Source organism: Jeotgalicoccus saudimassiliensis (assembly GCF_000756715.1).
Lineage (GTDB): Bacteria > Bacillota > Bacilli > Staphylococcales > Salinicoccaceae > Jeotgalicoccus > Jeotgalicoccus saudimassiliensis.
The window spans coordinates 1,597,936-1,616,895 of the sequence record NZ_CCSE01000001.1; the positions used below are offsets into that span (position 1 = coordinate 1,597,936).

At 44.0% G+C, this 18,960-nt stretch carries 18 protein-coding genes; 12 read left to right on the plus strand and 6 right to left on the minus strand.

Going from position 1 to position 18,960, the window contains the following annotated elements:
* The first annotated feature begins 84 nt into the window (after positions 1-84).
* Positions 85-552, plus strand: coding sequence for a DUF2975 domain-containing protein (locus tag RZ44_RS07900; RefSeq protein ID WP_035810181.1), 468 nt, complete (start codon positions 85-87; stop codon positions 550-552).
* Positions 549-755: a helix-turn-helix domain-containing protein gene (locus RZ44_RS07905; protein WP_035810183.1), complete on the plus strand. Its 207-nt coding sequence runs from the start codon at positions 549-551 to the stop codon at positions 753-755. The genes RZ44_RS07900 and RZ44_RS07905 overlap by 4 nt, the downstream gene beginning before the upstream one ends.
* A 744-nt stretch (positions 756-1,499) precedes the next feature.
* Here RZ44_RS07905 and gyrA read toward each other — a convergent pair.
* The 6 genes from gyrA to dnaA form a co-directional block, all read right to left on the minus strand.
* Positions 1,500-4,055 carry a DNA gyrase subunit A gene (gene gyrA / locus RZ44_RS07910; protein WP_035810184.1) on the minus strand — a complete coding sequence of 852 codons (2,556 nt, stop codon included), beginning with the start codon at positions 4,053-4,055 and terminating at the stop codon, positions 1,500-1,502.
* Between the two features lie 17 nt (positions 4,056-4,072).
* Positions 4,073-5,992 carry a DNA topoisomerase (ATP-hydrolyzing) subunit B gene (gene gyrB, locus RZ44_RS07915; protein ID WP_035810187.1) on the minus strand — a complete coding sequence of 640 codons (1,920 nt, stop codon included), beginning with the start codon at positions 5,990-5,992 and terminating at the stop codon, positions 4,073-4,075.
* 14 nt (positions 5,993-6,006) lie between these two features.
* The gene (gene recF, locus RZ44_RS07920) at positions 6,007-7,110 is read right to left on the minus strand and encodes a DNA replication/repair protein RecF (protein WP_035810188.1); all 1,104 of its coding nucleotides are present in this window, start codon (positions 7,108-7,110) and stop codon (positions 6,007-6,009) included.
* Complete coding sequence (locus RZ44_RS07925; protein WP_081962379.1) at positions 7,107-7,325, minus strand: RNA-binding S4 domain-containing protein; 219 nt, start codon at positions 7,323-7,325, stop codon at positions 7,107-7,109. Before RZ44_RS07925 ends, recF begins: the two co-directional genes overlap by 4 nt.
* A gap of 189 nt (positions 7,326-7,514) precedes the next feature.
* Complete coding sequence (gene dnaN / locus RZ44_RS07930; protein ID WP_035810191.1) at positions 7,515-8,648, minus strand: DNA polymerase III subunit beta; 1,134 nt, start codon at positions 8,646-8,648, stop codon at positions 7,515-7,517.
* A gap of 170 nt (positions 8,649-8,818) precedes the next feature.
* Complete coding sequence (gene dnaA / locus RZ44_RS07935; RefSeq protein ID WP_035810193.1) at positions 8,819-10,162, minus strand: chromosomal replication initiator protein DnaA; 1,344 nt, start codon at positions 10,160-10,162, stop codon at positions 8,819-8,821.
* A gap of 435 nt (positions 10,163-10,597) precedes the next feature.
* Between dnaA and rpmH the strand changes: the two genes are divergently transcribed.
* The 10 genes from rpmH to RZ44_RS07985 all read left to right on the plus strand — a co-directional run bounded on the left by rpmH (position 10,598) and on the right by RZ44_RS07985 (position 18,946).
* The gene (gene rpmH, locus RZ44_RS07940; RefSeq protein ID WP_026859410.1) at positions 10,598-10,735 is read left to right on the plus strand and encodes a 50S ribosomal protein L34; all 138 of its coding nucleotides are present in this window, start codon (positions 10,598-10,600) and stop codon (positions 10,733-10,735) included.
* A gap of 114 nt (positions 10,736-10,849) precedes the next feature.
* A complete protein-coding gene (gene rnpA / locus RZ44_RS07945; RefSeq protein WP_035811653.1) occupies positions 10,850-11,185 on the plus strand; it encodes a ribonuclease P protein component in 336 nt (111 codons plus the stop codon).
* 15 nt (positions 11,186-11,200) lie between these two features.
* Positions 11,201-12,100 carry an RNA-binding cell elongation regulator Jag/EloR gene (gene jag / locus RZ44_RS07950; RefSeq protein WP_035810195.1) on the plus strand — a complete coding sequence of 300 codons (900 nt, stop codon included), beginning with the start codon at positions 11,201-11,203 and terminating at the stop codon, positions 12,098-12,100.
* Between the two features lie 14 nt (positions 12,101-12,114).
* Positions 12,115-13,491, plus strand: a complete 1,377-nt coding sequence (mnmE, locus tag RZ44_RS07955) for a tRNA uridine-5-carboxymethylaminomethyl(34) synthesis GTPase MnmE (RefSeq protein ID WP_035810196.1) — start codon at positions 12,115-12,117, stop codon at positions 13,489-13,491.
* 20 nt (positions 13,492-13,511) lie between these two features.
* The gene (gene mnmG, locus RZ44_RS07960) at positions 13,512-15,395 is read left to right on the plus strand and encodes a tRNA uridine-5-carboxymethylaminomethyl(34) synthesis enzyme MnmG (protein ID WP_035810198.1); all 1,884 of its coding nucleotides are present in this window, start codon (positions 13,512-13,514) and stop codon (positions 15,393-15,395) included.
* A complete protein-coding gene (rsmG, locus tag RZ44_RS07965; protein ID WP_035810199.1) occupies positions 15,392-16,111 on the plus strand; it encodes a 16S rRNA (guanine(527)-N(7))-methyltransferase RsmG in 720 nt (239 codons plus the stop codon). The genes mnmG and rsmG overlap by 4 nt, the downstream gene beginning before the upstream one ends.
* 16 nt (positions 16,112-16,127) lie before the next feature.
* A complete protein-coding gene (locus tag RZ44_RS07970) occupies positions 16,128-16,940 on the plus strand; it encodes a ParB/RepB/Spo0J family partition protein (protein ID WP_035810201.1) in 813 nt (270 codons plus the stop codon).
* Positions 16,941-17,041: 101 nt separating this feature from the next.
* A complete protein-coding gene (locus RZ44_RS07975) occupies positions 17,042-17,815 on the plus strand; it encodes a ParB/RepB/Spo0J family partition protein (protein WP_231856257.1) in 774 nt (257 codons plus the stop codon).
* A gap of 18 nt (positions 17,816-17,833) precedes the next feature.
* Positions 17,834-18,757: a mechanosensitive ion channel family protein gene (locus tag RZ44_RS07980; protein ID WP_052108903.1), complete on the plus strand. Its 924-nt coding sequence runs from the start codon at positions 17,834-17,836 to the stop codon at positions 18,755-18,757.
* A 6-nt stretch (positions 18,758-18,763) separates the two neighbouring features.
* Positions 18,764-18,946 carry a DUF951 domain-containing protein gene (locus tag RZ44_RS07985; RefSeq protein ID WP_035810203.1) on the plus strand — a complete coding sequence of 61 codons (183 nt, stop codon included), beginning with the start codon at positions 18,764-18,766 and terminating at the stop codon, positions 18,944-18,946.
* Positions 18,947-18,960: the final 14 nt, after the last annotated feature.

Here is an 18,960-nt window from a genome sequence, read left to right on the forward strand (position 1 = left end):
TTATCGATAAACGATATATATTTATTGTTTATGGGTGTATCGGGTGGTAAATTAAATTTATAAAAGTTGAAAGCGGGAAAAATTATGTTTAAAAAAACACTGGTGCTGAGAATCACTCTGCTGATTACAGCAGCCGTAATGATACTCTTTGGATTTTTAATGGGCTTGCAGCTGTTCACATCTGAAGGTGAAATCCTTACAGTTATATATATTGCGGTCGGGGTCATATGGATCGATATGATTTTAGGGCTGTTTATCGTGTATGCTTTAAATAAGCTTCTGACACTCATAGACCGGAATGAGATTTTTTCTGATAAAACACTCAGAATCATGAGCCGTATTCAGAAACTGACACTCAGTATCGCTGTTGTGACAATCGGTCTGATGCCGTTCTTCTTTGCGGCGGGGCAGCTGGACGATGCACGCGGACTCGTATTATTCGGTGCAGGCGTTGTCTTCATACCATTTGCGATACACGTTTTCGTTGTCGTGATGAAAGAAACACTGTCGAAAGCCGTATCAATCAAACAGGAAAATGAGCTGACAATATGACGAAAATAATAGTGAACCTTGATGTAATGCTCGCAAAACGAAAAATGAGCATGACAGAACTCGCCAATGAAGTCGGCGTGACGATGGCGAATCTGTCCGTCTTAAAAAACAATAAAGCAAAGGCAGTCCGCTTCTCGACACTTGAGAAAATATGCGAAGCGCTGGACTGCCAGCCCGGTGACATACTGGAATACAGGAAGTAGGGGCGGGGTGGAAAGCGCTCATTGCGGTGGAAAGGCACGTTACTCGGGAATGACAACCGTTCATTGCGGAGAAAATGACTTTGCCCGGGAATGAGCACCGCTCATTGCGGAGAAAATGACTTTACTCGGGAATGAGCAGCGTTCATTGCGGAGAAAATGACTTTGCCCGGGAATGACGACCGCTCATTGCGGAGAAAATGACTTTGCCCGGGAATGACAACCGTTCATTGCGGAGAAAACGGCTTTGCTCGGGAATGACGACCGCTCATTGCGGTGGAAAGGCGCGTTGCCCGGGAATGACGACCGCTCATTGCGGAGAAAACGACTTTGCTCGGGGATGAGCACCGCTCATTGCGGAGAAAACGACTTTGCTCGGGAATGACAACCGTTCATTGCGGAGGAAATGACTTTGCCCGGGAATGACGACCGCTCATTGCGGAGAAAACGACTTTGCTCGGGGATGAGCACCGCTCATTGCGGTGGAAAGGCGCGTTACTCGGGAATGACAACCGTTCATTGCGGAGGAAATGACTTTGCCCGGGAATGACAACCGTTCATTGCGGAGAAAACGACTTTGCTCGGGAATGACAACCGTTCATTGCGGAGGAAATGACTTTGCTCGAGAATGACGACCGCTCATTGCGGAGAAAACACACAACGCCCAGAAAATGACAACCAGGCACACAACAAAAAGCACCGGACAGTCTCACTAGCGAGTCTGTCCGGTGCTTTTTATATAAATAATTATTCCTGTTCCGGATCGAGGTCTTCTTCGACTTCATCGGCTTCAACTGTCAGGTTGTCTTCCGATTCCAGTGTTTCTTCTGCCTGTTCGGAACCGTCGTCTATCAGTTCTTCTTCGGCAATTTCATTTTTCACGACTGCAACTGTCGCAACGTCCTGCTCTTCGTCCAGGCGAATGAGTCTGACACCCTGCGTGTTACGGCTCGTAATTGAAATTGTATCGATTGTCAGGCGGATAATTACACCTTTATCCGTTACGATCATCATGTCTTCATCACGGTCTACTGAAGCGATGTACACAAGTTTACCGTTCTTATCAGTCAGGTTCGCTGTCTTCACACCGAAGCCGCCCCGGTTAATCGAACGGTATTCTTTTTCGTGTGTCAGCTTGCCGTATCCTTTATCGGTAACGACAAGGACGTGCTGACCGGGATCGAGAACGTCTACGCCGACAACCTGGTCGTCGCCGCGGAGGTTAATCCCTTTAACACCGGCTGCTGTACGGCCCATGCTTCTGACCTGTTCTTCTTCAAAGCGCACGAGTGAGCCTTCGCGTGTTCCAAGGATGACTTCTTTCGAGCCGTCCGTCAGGCGCACACCGAGGAGTTCATCTTCGCCTCTGAAGCTAATGGCAATTTTACCGTTTTTGTTGATCTGCTTAAAGTCGTCGAGCGGCGTGCGTTTCGCCAGTCCGTTCTTCGTTGCAAATAACAGGTGATAGCCTTCGGTTTCGTCTTTGTCCTTCACGCTGATCATCGTACTGATTTTCTCATCTTTTCCGATTTCAATCAGGTTAACGATCGGCAGTCCTTTCGACTGTCGGGACAGTTCAGGAATTTCATACCCTTTCAGACGATAAACACGTCCCGTGTTCGTAAAGAACAGAATGTAATCATGCGTGCTCATCGTTACAATCTGGCTGACAAAGTCATCGTCGATTGTATTCATACCCTGAATACCGCGTCCGCCGCGGTGCTGTGCACGGTATGTCGATGCCGGCAGGCGTTTGATGTAGTTGTTATGGCTCAGTGTCACAACAATCTGTTCTCTTGGAATTAAGTCTTCATCTTCAATATCGTGAATGCTGCCGAGCGTGATTTCCGTGCGGCGCTCATCGCCGTAACGTTCACGGATGTCGATCAGCTCTTCTTTAATAACTTCGAGAAGTTTCTCTTCGTCGTTAAGAATGCTCTTCAGATATTCGATGTTTTTAAGAATTTCATCGTATTCGTTTTGAATCTTACCGCGTTCCAGACCTGTTAAACGGCGTAATCTCATATCGAGGATAGCCTGAGACTGGCGTTCCGATAAGTTAAATTGACTCATCAGGCTGTTTTTCGCTTCTTCATCCGTATCTGATGCACGGATCGTTTTGATGATTTCATCGATGTGATCGAGTGCAATCAGCAATCCTTCAAGAATGTGCGCGCGGTCCTGTGCACGTTTTAATTCGTACTTCGTACGGCGCGTAACGACAACTTTCTGATGCTCAAGGTAATGATAAAGTACTTCTTTCAGGCTGAGCACTTTCGGTTCACCGTTAACAAGCGCCAGCATGTTCACACCAAATGATGTCTGCAGCGGCGTCTGTTTGTATAAGTTGTTTAAAATAACATTCGCATTTTTATCTTTGCGGATTTCGATAATGATGCGTACGCCTTCTTTAAGCGACGTTTCATCACGAAGGTCCGTAATACCTTCGATTTTCTTATCGCGCACGAGTTCTGCGATTTTCTCAACGAGACGGGCTTTGTTCACCTGATACGGGATTTCCGAAATAACGATACGTTCTTTACCGTTTTTCATCATTTCCACTTCACAGCGTGCACGCATAATAACAGAGCCGTGTCCTGTTTCATACGCGCGTTTAATGCCGCTCTTGCCGATAATTAAACCGGCAGTCGGGAAGTCCGGTCCCGTAACGTGTTCCATCAGGTCCATCGTCGTGACGTTCGGATTTTCCGCCAGTTCCAGTACTGCATTAATTACTTCAGTCAGGTTATGCGGCGGAATGTTTGTTGCCATACCGACTGCGATACCGCTTGTTCCGTTGACGAGCAGGTTCGGGAAGCGCGCCGGCAGTACAGACGGTTCGCGTTCGTTTTCATCGTAGTTCGGCTGGAAGTCCACAGTGTCCTTGTTTATGTCACGCATTAATTCCATCGAAATTTTACTCATTTTCGCTTCAGTGTAACGCATCGCTGCTGCACCGTCGCCGTCCATGGAACCGAAGTTCCCCTGACCGTGTACGAGAGGGTAGCGGTAACTGAAGTCCTGAGCCATACGCACCATTGCATCGTAAATTGAGGAGTCACCGTGCGGGTGGTATTTACCCATAACATCCCCGACGATACGTGCTGATTTTTTAAACGGTTTGTCAGACGTCATACCGTTGTCGTGCATACCGTATAAAATTCTGCGGTGCACCGGTTTCATGCCGTCTCTGACATCGGGCAGTGCACGAGATACGATAACACTCATGGCATAGCTTAAAAACGAGCTGCGCATCGTTTTCGTAATATTTATTTGCTGAAACTGTTCATCATGGTCCGCCATAAATTATATCTCCTTTATTAGACGTCGAGATTCTCAACGTATCTCGCATTTTCTTCGATAAAGTTACGTCTGTGCTCAACAACATCGCCCATCAGCATTTCAAAGATCTGATCCGCTTCAATTGCGTCATCCAGCTGAACCTGCAGCAGGTTTCTCTGCTCCGGGTCCATCGTTGTTTCCCACAGCTGATCGGCGTTCATCTCACCGAGACCTTTATATCTCGACATTGAAACTTTAGGTGTTTCCGGCAATGTGCTGCGCAGAACATCCAGCGCCTCATCATCGTATACGTAATGTTTTTTCTTGCCCTGTTCCAGTTTATAAAGCGGCGGCTGTGCGATATACACATAGCCCTGCTCGATTAACGGTCTCATGAAACGGTAGAAGAATGTCAGCAGGAGCGTTCTGATGTGCGCACCGTCGACATCCGCATCGGTCATAATTACAATTTTGTGATAGCGGGCTTTCGCAATATCAAACTCATCGCCGATACCGCTGCCGAGCGCCGTGACCATCGAGCGGATTTCATTGTTGCCTAAAATTCTGTCGAGACGGGCTTTCTCAACGTTTAAAATTTTACCTCTGAGCGGTAAAATCGCCTGAATTTTAGAGTTGCGTCCTGATTTTGCCGAACCGCCGGCAGAGTCACCCTCTACGATAAAGAGCTCACTTTTCGCAGGATCCTTGCTCGAGCAGTCTGCAAGTTTACCTGGCAGGCTCGATACTTCAAGTGCAGACTTGCGTCTTGTCATTTCGCGCGCTTTTTTCGCCGCGACACGGGCGTGCTGGGCAGTAATCCCTTTATCCACAATAACCTGTGCTGTCTGCGGGTTTTCCATCAGGAATCTTTCAAAGCCTGCAGAAAACAGCTGGTCGGTAATCGTACGGGCTTCGGAGTTACCGAGTTTCGTCTTCGTCTGTCCTTCGAACTGCGGATCCGTATGTTTAATTGACACTATCGCAGTCAAACCTTCTCTGACATCTTCGCCGGACAGTCGTTCTTCCGTCGATTTAATCAGGTTCTGTTTTGTTGCGTAGCTGTTAATGACTCTTGTCAGTGCACGTTTAAATCCGTCTTCGTGCGTTCCGCCTTCATGCGTGTAAATATTGTTCGCATAAGTTAACAGAGTAGATGTATAGCCGAGGTTATACTGCATCGCAATTTCAACTTCGATTTCATCTTTCCCGTCTTCCATATATATAATTTCATCATGCAGCGATTCTTTCGTCTTGTTCAGTTCCTCGACGTAAGATTTAATACCGCCTTCGTAATGGTACGTAAATTCAACTTTTTCTTCCCCGCGCTCGTCCGTCAGGTTAATTTCAAGACCTTTGTTCAGGAAGGCAAGTTCTTTAATACGTTTCTGCAGAATTTCAAGCTCGTATACCGTCGTTTCGGTAAAGATTTCTTCATCTGCCTTAAAACGGATTACCGTTCCTGTTTTATCGGTTGAATCGATGACTTTTAAGTCGGCATCAGGTACACCGCGCGTATAGCTCTGGTAGTGAACATCGCCGTTTTTATGCACGTAGACTTCCAATTTTGAGCTCAGTGCGTTAACTACAGATGAACCTACACCGTGCAGACCGCCTGAAACTTTATAGCTGCCGCCGTCAAATTTACCTCCGGCGTGCAGTACCGTTAAAATAACTTCTACCGCCGGGCGTCCCATTTTCTCCTGAATATCTACAGGGATACCGCGTCCATTATCCGTAACTTTAATCCAGTTGTCTTCTTCGACAGTAACACTGATTTCAGAAGCATAACCTGCCAGGGCCTCATCGATACTGTTATCGATAATTTCCCATACGAGGTGGTGCAATCCGCGTGATGATGTTGAACCGATGTACATACCCGGTCTTTTTCTTACCGCTTCAAGACCTTCCAGTACCTGTATCTGACTTGCACCATATTGATCCATATTTTGTTCAGCCATGTTTTCACCTTCCGTTATTCATCGATTTTGATTTTGCCGTTTTCTATTTCAAAGAGCTGCATATCATCCATGATCTGATGGTTGATATCGCTTATTGAAGTGGTCGTAACGAACGTCTGCACGCGGTTTCTGATTGAAGTCAGCAGATGTGCCTGCCGCACTTCATCGAGTTCGCTGAGCACGTCGTCGAGGAGCAGCACCGGATATTCTCCGACTTCCTCTTTGATTAATTCGAGTTCCGCAAGCTTCACAGACAGTGCAGTGGAGCGCTGCTGCCCCTGGGACCCGTATGTCTGAACGTCAAAATCATTAATCGTAAAGCCGATATCATCCCGATGCGGACCGACCAGTGAAGTGCCGCGGTCGATTTCCTTATCCAGACTTTCAGCCAGCAGAGCGGATATTTCGGATTTTAAGTCTTCCGGATTATCGCTCTCATATTTAATATTCGGGTTATAGACTACGTTTAAAGTTTCTCTGCCATTGGAAATATCAGCATGTATTCTCGATGCGTGGCGCTCAATCGTCGAGATAAACTGCTCGCGTTTTAAAATAATCAGGCTCGCATGATGTGCGAGCTGGTCATTCAGTACTTCGATCATAATCTGGTCGACGTTCCGCGATTTTAAATACTGATTTTTCTGTGCGAGAACTTTGTTATAGTCGGACAAATGGTTCAGATACACTTTCGATATCTGACCGCATTCCATATTTATAAATTTCCTTCTGACCTGCGGTGATCCCTTGACGATATTGAGATCTTCCGGAGCGAAGAGCACCGTATTCAAATGACCGATGTACTGCGACAGTTTAGCGACTTCCAGATGATTCACCTTGGCCCGCTTCCCGCCTTTTGCAATACCGATTGACAGCGGCAGCGTGCTGTTCGCCGTCGTAATGGTCCCGTTAATATATGCATCTTCAGCGCCAAACCGGATCAATTCCCTGTCTTTTGATGTTCTGTGGCTTTTGGCCAGCGACAGAAAATAAATTGCCTCAAGCAGGTTTGTTTTTCCCTGGGCATTGTGGCCGATAAAAATATTCAGCTTAGGATGAAATGCCAGGGACAGGGAATCATAATTCCTGAAATCCGTGAGTTTTATTTCGTTGAGTATCATTGCACCGGATACTTAAATTTATATTCGCCGACACCTGTAATGACTAATTCGTCACCATTGTGCAGTTTTTTACCGCGTCGGTTTTCCGGTTCTCCGTTTAAAAACACTTCGTTTTCACTAAGGAACCATTTAGCTTCTCCGCCAGTGCCGATAATATTTTTATATTTTAAAAATTTACCGAGTGTTATCATGCCATCCAAATGAATCGTTTCCATAGACATAACCTCCTATACATACTCATTCATTATACTACAATTTTCATATATTTTCATTATTTAAGGCCAAATAAAGCGTTTGACGGCTTTTACGGGTTAAAAGGCTTTTACCTACCGGTAAATAAAAAAAGAGACCAGAGGCCTGTTTTTTCTCAAAAAAGGCATGGTCCCAAAATATGTGCTTCGTGATTAATACGTTCTGATCGGTAGAATCAGCTGTACAACTTCATTTGATTCACTCGGTGTAATAGTGAACGGTCTCATCGTTCCGAAAAATTCAATGGTAACTTCTTCATCCTGGATCGCACGCAGTGCTTCCATCATGTATTTCGAGTTAAACGAAATCTTGATGCCTTCACCTTCGATAGCTGAAGCATTGATATCTTCATTTACCGTACCGACTTCCGGAGAGTTCGAAGTTAATTCGACGTTATTGTTTTCCACAGTCATACGGATTACGTTGTTGCCGCCTTCACGTGCAAGCAGTGATACACGGTCAATCGCATGGTAGAACTCCGAATTATTTACGCTGACTTTTGTCTCGTAGTTTTCAGGGAACAGGCGGGAAGTATCCGGATAGTTTCCTTCAAGTAAACGTGAGATAAAGCGCATGTTGCCGTAAGTGAACAGCACCTGGTTTTGCGACAGGTTAATTTCAACATCTTCATCAGAGTCAGAAAGAATTTTGCTCAGTTCCGATAATGATTTACCCGGAATAATCGCGTTGGAAATTTCCGTGTTAAATGTTTTATCAAGCAGTCTTCTTAATGCAAGACGATGAGAGTCTGTTGCTGTGAATGAAATATGGTCTTCGTTAAAGTTCCAGTTAACACCAGTTAACACAGGTCGTGTTTCAGATAATGATACTGCGAAGTTCGTCTGGTTAATAATTGTTTTTAATACTGCTGAAGAAAGTACAAGACTGTCTGCGTTATTTACTTCAGGTAATAAAGGATACTGGTTTGAATCATTACCGCTTAAGTTGAACTCTGATTTTCCTGCGGTAATTTTAGTCTGGAAGTTTTCTGTTGTTTCCAGATCTACAAAATCACCGGAAAGTTTTTTAATAATGTCTACAAAGAAACGGCCTGTCAGGACAACTGAACCTGGCTCTTTAATTTCAAGAATTTCCTCATTATCAATTTCAGTAGGAATTGTAATCTCAATAGATATTTCCGAGTCACTGCCCGTAAGTATCATCTGATCATCAGAGACATCGATTTTTATCCCGTTTAAAATAGGCAGGGTAGTTCTTGGTGAAATAGCTTTTAAACAATGATTTAATTGTTCGATAAAGTATTGTCTTTTAATACTGATTTTCATAAGCAAAGTACTCCTTATTTATTAGATATATAGTATATAAAATAATAGTAATAATAGTAGGCCCTGTGGATATGTGGAAAACCTTACTGAGGCTATATGCACGAAGTTATCCACATGTGTACAAAGTGTTGACTACAGTGTAACATTTATCCACACTATTCACATTAAAATTAATTGAGCTTGTTCTCGATTTCCTTCAGTTCATCCCTGAACAGCTCATCTTCCGATACAAGCTTCGAAATTTTTTCATGTGCGTGTATTACTGTCGTATGATCACGGCCACCGAAAACTTCACCGATTTTAGGCAGCGAGTTGTCTGTCAGTTCACGCGATAAATACATGGCGACGTGTCTCGGGAAAGCGATGGACTTCGTCCGTTTTTTAGATGCGAGCTCATCGATATGAATACCGTAGTATTCGCTGACTGCGACCTGGATATCGTGGATAGTCATGCGTTTTGACTTCGTCGTAACTACGAGATCTTTTAATGCTTCGGATACGATTTCCGGCGTCATCGGCTGATTGGAAATTTTGGAATATGCTGCAACGCGCGTCAGGGCGCCTTCCAGTTCACGGATGTTCGTGTGAATATGGTTTGCAATATAGATCATTGCCTCGTTTGGAATTTCTACATTTTCCTCTTCACATTTTTTGCGCAGAATCGCAATTCTAGTTTCCAGGTCGGGCGGTGTCACGTCTGTCATCAGACCCCATTCAAAACGCGAACGGAGACGGTCTTCAAGCGTCGGTATTTCCTTCGGTGTCCGGTCGCTCGAGATGACAATCTGCTTATCATTTTCATGCAGCGAGTTAAACGTGTGGAAAAACTCTTCCTGCGTTGACTCTTTGCCTGCAAGGAACTGGATATCATCAATTAAAAGTACATCGACATTGCGGTACTTGTTACGGAATTCTTCAGTTTTGTTGTCGCGGATCGAGTTGATAAACTCATTCGTAAATTTCTCACTCGATAAATATACGACTTTCGCATTCGGACGGTGCTCGAGCACATAATTGCCGATTGCGTGCATCAGGTGGGTCTTTCCGAGCCCGACACCGCCGTATATAAACAGCGGATTATATGCTTTCGCCGGTGCTTCGGCAACAGCCAGTGAAGCGGCGTGTGAGAAGCGGTTGCCGTTTCCGATAACGAACGTATCGAAAGTATGCTGTTCATTTAATGCATGTTTAACAGGCACATCTGCGGATGTGTTTATTTTTTCCGCTGAATTATTCTTCTCTTCAGGTGCTGTGTCGGTCAGCTTTTCATCCTGGAAGACGATTTTAACTGAAACTTTTTCACCGATTGCTTTGTAAATACTGTCTTCAATCAATGTTAAATATTTCTCCGACAGCCATCCCTGCTGAAATTCGTTATCTGCTTTAACAATTGCATTCGTACTGTTTAAATCGATCAGTTTTGTATCTTTGAACCAGGTCTGAAAACTGACGGTCGCGAGATTTTCACTGATATTTTCAAGGACATTATCCCAAATACTGTTCAAGCTGCTCATAAAATATTCCTTTCTTATTCACAAATAACAGGCTGTGGATAACTGATATACACAAGTGTAGAAAAGTTATGCACAACTTATGCACATTCTGTGGATAACTATAGTGCGGATGTAACTTATCCACAACGATATGGGTAGAATTATAACTAATTCTGCTATATATATCAATAGCTTTAAGAGTTATGCACAGAATTAACACTTTTCCACAAAATATTACGGACAGGCTGTGGATTTGTGGGGATTTACGTTTTAAACCTGTTGATAACTTTATCTTGCAAATAAGTTATCCACATTTTATTATGGAATTACAGATATCTTATAGAAGGAAAATCAAATAAAAAGTTGAAAAGAGAGCCTGTTTTTGGTATTCTTTAATAGTTGCAATTCTAAGAGAAGATATAAACAGAGATATATATTTAAACGGAGGTGTCATTAATGGTAAAACGTACCTATCAACCAAATAAACGTAAACGTGCAAAAGTACACGGTTTCCGTGAGAGAATGAGTACTAAAAACGGTCGCAAAGTTCTTGCACGCCGTAGAAGAAAAGGAAGAAAAGTTCTTTCTGCATAACCATTAGATCATCTGACGAGGATGATCTTTTTTTTTGCCTAATACCGGATGTTTTATAAAACAGGTGCTTTTTAGTATAATAATTAATCATAGATATGAAAGAGCGTAATAATGATGAAAAAGCGATATAGAATAAAAAAAGAAAAAGATTTTAAACTTATGTTTAAACGCGGGAAATCGTATGCCAACAGGCAGTTTGTTGTCTATTTAAGACAGAACGATGAAATTCCGCATCTCCGCCTCGGCATCAGTGTGTCCAAACGCCTCGGCAATGCCGTGAAGAGAAACCAGATTAAGAGGCGTATCCGCGCATTTTACCAGCTCCATAAAACAGAACTGAAACCGCGCGAATATGTAGTTATCGCACGAAATCCCGTCAAAGATATGAACTATCACGAGATGGAAAAATCATTATTGCATGTCTTAAAGATCGCGAAATGTATTAAATAATACGGGGGTAGTATTATGTACAGAATTTATACTGAAAAGACAGTAGACGATGCAGTTGCAAAAGGATTAAACGAGCTTGGCGTAACTGAAGACGATATTAAGATTGAAGTAATCGACGGCGGGAGCGGCGGATTTTTAGGATTTGGGAAGCGCGATGCAGAAGTGCAGCTGACTGTAATCAACCCTGAACTGAAAACGTATGGTTCTATAGAAGAAATGATTGCACAGCGGAGCACACAGGCTGAAGTGAAGCACGAAGAGACACCGGTTGAACCTGAAAAAACTGAAACTGATTTTGAACAGGTTAAAGTACAGCCGGAACCTGAAGCTGTGCAACAGCCTGCAGATAAAGTGGAGGCAGCAGAAGCTCCCGGACAGACAGCAGCGGAACCGCCGGCTGAAAAACCTGTTCAGGCAGAAGTCCCGGATGATACGGATGACGCTCATACAGTATATGAATCGCCGATCAACAGCGCGGCAGCTGACACAGCGGATTACATTTCCCGTGTTGTGCAGGAAATGAACATTCCAAACGACACAGAAGTGAGCATTAAAGATACGACGGTGACGATTGAATTTCATGCACAGCTCGCAGCTAAAATTATCGGCAAGCGCGGCCAGACTTTAAACGCGCTGCAGGAACTCGCACAAAATTACTTTAATACTATATATAAGAGCTACGGTACAGTATTTCTCGATGTTGAGAATTACCGTGAAAAACGCCGGGAAACGCTGGAAAGCCTCGCGATTAATATGTCAAAAAAAGCGATGCGTACGAACGAGCCGGTTAAGATGGAGCCGATGCCTTCATTTGAACGTAAAATCATGCACCACGTTTTGAGCAGAATTAAAAATGTAGAAACGTATTCAGAAGGACGGGAACCTAACCGCTACCTCGTAATTATTAAGAAATAAAAGGAGTTTTGAACATGCAATTTGAAACGATCTCAAGCATCTCCACACCGGTTGGTGAAGGGGCGATTGCTATCGTTCGTTTATCAGGTGAAGATGCGATTGAAATTGCAGACCGTCTGTATAAAGGTGCGAAAAAATTAACTGACACAGATTCACATACGATTAATTACGGACATATTGTCGATCCGAAAACCGGTGAAACGGTTGAGGAAGTTATGGTGGCCTTAATGCGTGCACCGAAGACATACACGAGAGAAGACATCGTGGAAATTAATTGCCACGGCGGTATTCATACTGTAAACCGCGTGCTGCAGCTGACATTAAATAACGGTGCCAGAATGGCGGAGCCGGGTGAATTTACAAAACGTGCATTTCTGAACGGACGAGTGGACCTGTCACAGGCGGAAGCGGTTATGGATTTTATCCGTGCGAAGACGAACGAAGCATCGAAAGTGGCGAACCAGCAAGTTCAGGGACGTTTAAAAACGTATATCGAAGATTTGCGCCAGAGCATTTTAAACATTCTTGCGCAGGTTGAAGTGAACATCGACTATCCGGAATACGATGACGTTGAAGAAGCGACGACGTCGTTCCTGCTGGACGAGGCGAGAATAGTCAGCACCAACATCGACAAGCTCCTGAAATCGAGCTCGGAAGGCCGTATTTTACGCGAAGGTTTAAGTACGGTAATCGTCGGTAAACCGAACGTCGGCAAGAGTTCGCTGTTAAACTATTTAATCCAGGATAACAAAGCGATTGTAACGGATGTTGCCGGAACAACGCGCGATATTCTCGAGGAATACGTTAACGTCAACGGCATTCCGCTGAAGCTTGTCGATACGGCAGGTATCCGCGAAACGGATGACATCGTAGAGAAAATCGGTGTGGAACGTTCCCGTGAAGCACTGAAAGGCGCAGAACTGATTTTATACGTCATGAACAACAACGATGAGCTGACACCGGAAGATCTCGAGCTTCTGGAAACGGTGGATGATAAAAAAGTTATCGGTATCGTGAATAAACTCGATCTTGAAAACAAACTGGATATTAATTATCTGGAAGAACACTTTAAAATTCCATTAATTAAAACATCCATTATTAAAGGTGAGGGTGTCGACGATCTGGAAAATGAAATCCAGAAAATGTTCTTTGACGGCAGCCTGTCATCGACGGACTCGACATACGTATCGAACAACCGTCACATTAATCTTCTAGAACAGGCAAAAGTATCGATTGAAGATGCAATATCTTCGGCGGAAATAGACGTGCCGGTTGATATTATTCAAATCGATCTCATTAAGACGTGGGAACTGCTCGGTGAAGTTATCGGAGAAGACGTATCGGAACAATTAATAGATAAACTCTTTAGTCAATTCTGTCTAGGGAAGTAATAAATACAGGAGGTTAAATAATGACCGGCAATATTAAATATGATGTGATAGTTATCGGAGCAGGTCACGCAGGTGTTGAAGCGGGACTTGCAGCAAGCCGCAAAGGACTAAAAACACTGATGCTGACGATTAATCTGGATAACATTGCATTTATGCCATGTAACCCTTCTGTCGGCGGACCGGCAAAAGGAATCGTTGTGCGTGAAGTGGATGCGCTCGGCGGACAGATGGCGAAAGTTATAGACAAAACACACATCCAGATGCGGATGCTTAATACAGGTAAAGGACCTGCAGTGCGTGCACTCCGTGCACAGGCCGATAAAGTCCTTTATCAGCAGGAAATGAAATCACTGCTTGAACAGGAACCGAACCTCGACATTTTACAGGGGCTCGTTGACGAACTCATTATAGAAGATGATGTCGTGCGCGGTGTTAAAACGAATGTCGGCACAGTTTATGATGCTGATGCAGTTATTATTACGACAGGCACATTCCTGCGCGGTGAAATTATTTTAGGCGATTTAAAATATTCGAGCGGACCGAATCACCAGATTCCGTCACTTGCACTTGCAGATCAGCTGAAAGAGCTCGGCTTTGAAATTATCCGTTTTAAAACGGGTACACCGCCGCGTGTAAATGCAGATTCCATCGACTACAGCAAAACTGAAATTCAGCCGGGAGACGATGTGCCGCGTGCATTCAGTTTTGATACGACAGAATTCATCATGGATCAGCTGCCCTGCTGGTTAACATACACATCATCAGAAACACACGAAATTATTACAGCGAATCTGCACCTGTCAGCAATGTACTCAGGTGTTGTTCAGGGAACGGGTCCGAGATACTGTCCTTCAATCGAAGACAAGATCGTCCGTTTCAACGATAAACCGCGTCATCAGATCTTCCTTGAGCCGGAAGGCCGCAATACGAAGGAAGTTTACGTGCAGGGCTTATCGACGAGTATGCCGGAAAGCGTTCAGCGCGATATGGTAACGAGCATACCGGGACTTGAAAATGCACGTATGATGCGCGCAGGCTACGCAATAGAGTACGATGCACTGGTACCGACACAGCTGTGGCCGACACTTGAAACGAAGAAAATTAAAAACCTTTATACTGCCGGCCAGATTAACGGGACGAGCGGTTACGAAGAAGCTGCCGGTCAGGGGCTGATTGCAGGTATTAACGCTGCGAACAACCTGCTTGGCAAAGAAGAATTAATTCTAAGCCGTACAGATGCATATATCGGCGTACTGATTGATGATCTTGTTACGAAAGGTACAAATGAACCGTACCGTCTGTTAACGTCACGTGCCGAACACAGACTGCTGCTCCGCCACGATAACGCGGATATCCGTCTGACTGAAATCGGTCACGAACACGGTCTGATCAGCGACGAACGTCTGGCACGCTACCATAAGAAAAAAGAAAATATCGATGCTGAACTTGAGCGTCTGCAGAAAGTGCGCATTAAACCGAATGAGCACACGCAGAACATCGTTGCCGAGCGCGGCGGTACAGCTCTGAAAGACGGTATTCTTGCAGCGGACTTATTACGCCGCCCGGAAATGGACTACCAGTCGATTATGGAAATTCTGGAAGAAGAAATCACTCTGAACCAGGAAGAGTACGAGCAGGTTGAAGTACAGATTAAATACGATGGTTATATTAAAAAATCATTACAGCAGGTCGACAAGATGAAGCGTATGGAAGATAAAAAAATTCCTGAAAACATCGATTACGATGCAATACACTCGCTCGCGACAGAAGCGCGCATGAAACTGAAAGAAGTTAAGCCGCTTAACATCGCACAGGCGTCACGTATTTCAGGAGTAAATCCTGCAGACACTTCCATTCTGCTTGTCTATATCGAACAGGGTAATGTGAAAAGGGTAGAATCATGAACGAACAGGAATTCATAAATGCTTTAAAAGAACAGGGAATTGAACTGACTGACACACAGCTCGGCCAGTTCAAAACCTATTACGAGATGCTTGTTGAGTGGAACGAAAAGATTAATCTGACTGCTGTAACTGAAATAGAAGAAGTGTATTTAAAGCATTTCTACGATTCGATTACACCGTTATTTTATGCAGATATCGATGAAGGTGCGAGCCTTTGCGACGTCGGTGCAGGTGCCGGATTCCCGAGCATCCCGATGAAGATTATCCGTCCGGATTTAAAAATTACAATCGTTGATTCTTTAAACAAACGCATTAACTTTCTGAATGAGCTCACTGCTGAGCTTGAACTGGATAAAATGCATCTGGTGCATGACAGAGCGGAAACTTTCGGCAATCATAAAGCGGATGCGAGACATATGTTTGATGTAGTGACAGCACGTGCTGTTGCACAGCTGAATGTCTTATCCGAACTGTGCCTGCCGCTCGTACGTACAGGCGGACAGTTTATCGTTATGAAAGGCAAAAAGGCGCAGGAGGAACTCGAAGAGAGTGAATTCGCGCTCGAGGTGCTCGGCGGGGAACTGAAAGAAGTTCACCAGCTGTCACTGCCGCAGGAAGAAAGCGACCGTTATATTATGATTATCGACAAAAAACGTAAAACACCTAAGAAGTATCCCCGCAAACCGGGTACGCCGAATAAATCCCCATTAAAATAAAAGGGTGGTGGAATGTGTGAAAAAGCCATTTTCAAAATTATTTAATCTCATAGATAAAAGCGAAACGCGTTCTGATGATGATTCCCTCGTTACTGTGCAGATAGAGCACATCGTACCGAACCAGTACCAGCCGCGTACTGTATTTAATCATCAGCGCATTGAGGAACTCGCACATTCCATCAAAGCGCACGGGCTGCTGCAGCCGATTACACTGCGTCCGATTGAAGAGGGCATGTATGAAATCATTGCAGGCGAGCGCAGATTCAGAGCACTGAAACACCTCGGCTACGAAGATACTCAGGCTATCGTTAAATATTTAACAGATCAGGAATCGGCAGCGATTGCGCTGATTGAAAATATTCAGCGTGAGAATTTATCGAGTATCGAAGAAGCACGTGCATATAAACAGCTGCTCGCAATGGATGATATTACGCAGAAGGATCTTGCTGAAAGCATCGGCAAAAGCCAGTCGTTTATCGCCAATAAATTACGCCTGTTAAAGCTGTCTAACGACGTTATAACGGCGCTCGAAAAAGATGATATTACAGAAAGACACGCGCGGGCACTGCTTATTCTGGATAACGATACCCAATGCGACGTGTTAAAAAATATCGTTAAGGATAACCTGACGGTTAAGGAAACGGAACTCGCTGTGAAGAACCGTCAGAAGGTCCGCATCGAGCAGATTAACTTTAATGATGATGTTGCGTTCATGCTGAATGACTTTGAACGCGATATTAAAAAACTGCAGGACAGAGGTATTGATGTGAACATTGAGACATCGGAAACCGACGAGCTGCATGAAGTCACGATACGTATATACAAATAGTGCTCACACCTGACAGTGTGAGTTCTTTTTTGACTTACAAACGGTATTGATACTGTTATAATTAAACTGTATTTTAACTATGCAAAGTCGGTGAGATAACGGTGGAAATTATAGAGCTGCCTATTAAGGAAATCCGCAAAAATCCATATCAGCCGAGACAGACTTTTGATGAGGAAAAGCTGGAAGACTTAAAGAACAGCATTCTGATTCACGGTGTGATGCAGCCGGTCACAGTCAGGAAGTCTGTGAAAGGCTATACACTGGTTGCCGGTGAACGGCGGCTAAGGGCAAGTAAAAGAGCGGGCCTTGAAAAAATACCTGCGATTATTACCGGCATGTCCGATAAGGAAATGATGGAACTTGCAATTATTGAAAACCTGCAGCGTGAAGATTTAAGTGCACTTGAAGAAGCGGAAAGCTATAAAGAACTGATGACAAAAGCGGACCTGACACAGGACGAGCTGTCACAGCGTCTCGGGAAATCGAGATCATACATCGCCAATATGCTCAGACTGTTAAATTTGCCGTCAGCGGTAAAACGGGCAATGAACGACCAGAAACTGAGCAGTGCACATGGCAGAACACTGCTGTCGTTAAAAGACCCGCTGTTAATGGAACAGGTGGCTGAAGAAACAATCGCGCAGAATATGAGCGTGCGTGCGCTTGAAGCTTACGTAAAAACTTTCGACAAGAAGAAAAAGATAAAGAAAACAGCAAAGAAGCTGAAGTTTTTACAGAGTTATGAAAATAAGCTGAAAGAGCATTACGGCACAAATGTGGAAATAAAAAAAGTAAAGAATAAAGGAATGATACAGCTGGAGTTTACATCGGAAGAAGAATTTAAGAGAATTCTCGCGATGCTTCAGAAAAAATAAAGAAAGAGGATTTATTATATGCAGTTTTTAACTTTGCTTAATACAGCAGACAGTGAAGATCCAATCGGATTTATACAGGAACTTGTGGACAGGGTAAAGGATCCGGATTTATGGATTATCATCGGGAGAAATGTCCTGATCGCAGTAATTCTTTTACTTGCAGGGTACGTTTTAACTAAAATTGCGAACCGCCTGATTGAGAATTTCTTCAAATATAAATCGAAATCCCGACTGAAAGGTTCTGACAAACGCAATAATACACTGATTAATGTGCTGCAGAACAGTGCGACAATATTCATCTGGTTCTTCGTTGTCGTCGCAGTACTTGAATTGTTCAGTATTCCCGTAGCCACGCTGCTCGCCGGTGCCGGAGTTGTCGGTCTGGCAATCGGTTTTGGTGCACAGAGCTTAGTGAAAGACATGATTACCGGATTCTTTATCATTCTGGAAAACCAGTTTGATAAAGGTGATTTTGTCAGGGTAAATACGTCAGGTACTACTGTTGCCGAAGGTGAAGTGTTATCATTAGGATTGCGTTCTTCACGTATTCAGGGTTATGAAGGCGAATTATATATGATTCCAAACGGCACAATTAACGAAGTGATCAACTTCTCCCGTTATAATTCCGTATCTTTTCTCGATATGAAATTCTCTATTCAGGAAGATCTGGATAAGGTGGAGGAGACAATCGACCATTATTTCGAAAATCACTGGCGTGACGAAGCGGTGCTTGTCGAGCAGCCTGCAATATTGGGTGTACAGGATATCCAGCAGGGTGAGGCGACCATCCGCATTATGCTGACTACCCAGCCGATGGAACATTTCGGTGCGACACGCCGCACGCGGAAGCGTTTGAAGCAGTATCTTGAATCACATGGAGTATTTGTATCTGTACCTACTATGGACATTAACGATTTCGATCAAAATGATGCCGAGGAGTAAGTAATTATGGAGAAAAAATACGATTTAAATAACCTTGTAGAAATGAAAAAAGCGCATCCCTGCGGAACGAATCAGTTTCAGATTGTCCGGATGGGTGCGGATATAAAAATCAGATGTACGAATTGCGACCGGACGATTATGATGCCGCGACGCGACTTTGATAAACGACTTAAAAAAGTAATTATATAACTAAAGGAGCAACT

Bases quoted from the DNA above. Each gene is read 5' to 3' on its own strand.
- RZ44_RS07900 (WP_035810181.1), top strand. From the start codon at position 85: ATGTTTAAAAAAACACTGGTGCTGAGAATCACTCTGCTGATTACAGCA.
- dnaN (WP_035810191.1), bottom strand. From the start codon at position 8,648: ATGAAAATCAGTATTAAAAGACAATACTTTATCGAACAATTAAATCAT.
- jag (WP_035810195.1), top strand. From the start codon at position 11,201: ATGTACAGAATTTATACTGAAAAGACAGTAGACGATGCAGTTGCAAAA.
- RZ44_RS07985 (WP_035810203.1), top strand. From the start codon at position 18,764: ATGGAGAAAAAATACGATTTAAATAACCTTGTAGAAATGAAAAAAGCG.
- gyrB (WP_035810187.1), bottom strand. From the start codon at position 5,992: ATGGCTGAACAAAATATGGATCAATATGGTGCAAGTCAGATACAGGTA.
- gyrA (WP_035810184.1), bottom strand. From the start codon at position 4,055: ATGGCGGACCATGATGAACAGTTTCAGCAAATAAATATTACGAAAACG.
- rpmH (WP_026859410.1), top strand. From the start codon at position 10,598: ATGGTAAAACGTACCTATCAACCAAATAAACGTAAACGTGCAAAAGTA.
- mnmG (WP_035810198.1), top strand. From the start codon at position 13,512: ATGACCGGCAATATTAAATATGATGTGATAGTTATCGGAGCAGGTCAC.
- RZ44_RS07925 (WP_081962379.1), bottom strand. From the start codon at position 7,325: ATGGAAACGATTCATTTGGATGGCATGATAACACTCGGTAAATTTTTA.
- rsmG (WP_035810199.1), top strand. From the start codon at position 15,392: ATGAACGAACAGGAATTCATAAATGCTTTAAAAGAACAGGGAATTGAA.
- RZ44_RS07980 (WP_052108903.1), top strand. From the start codon at position 17,834: ATGCAGTTTTTAACTTTGCTTAATACAGCAGACAGTGAAGATCCAATC.
- dnaA (WP_035810193.1), bottom strand. From the start codon at position 10,162: ATGAGCAGCTTGAACAGTATTTGGGATAATGTCCTTGAAAATATCAGT.
- mnmE (WP_035810196.1), top strand. From the start codon at position 12,115: ATGCAATTTGAAACGATCTCAAGCATCTCCACACCGGTTGGTGAAGGG.
- RZ44_RS07905 (WP_035810183.1), top strand. From the start codon at position 549: ATGACGAAAATAATAGTGAACCTTGATGTAATGCTCGCAAAACGAAAA.
- recF (WP_035810188.1), bottom strand. From the start codon at position 7,110: ATGATACTCAACGAAATAAAACTCACGGATTTCAGGAATTATGATTCC.
- rnpA (WP_035811653.1), top strand. From the start codon at position 10,850: ATGAAAAAGCGATATAGAATAAAAAAAGAAAAAGATTTTAAACTTATG.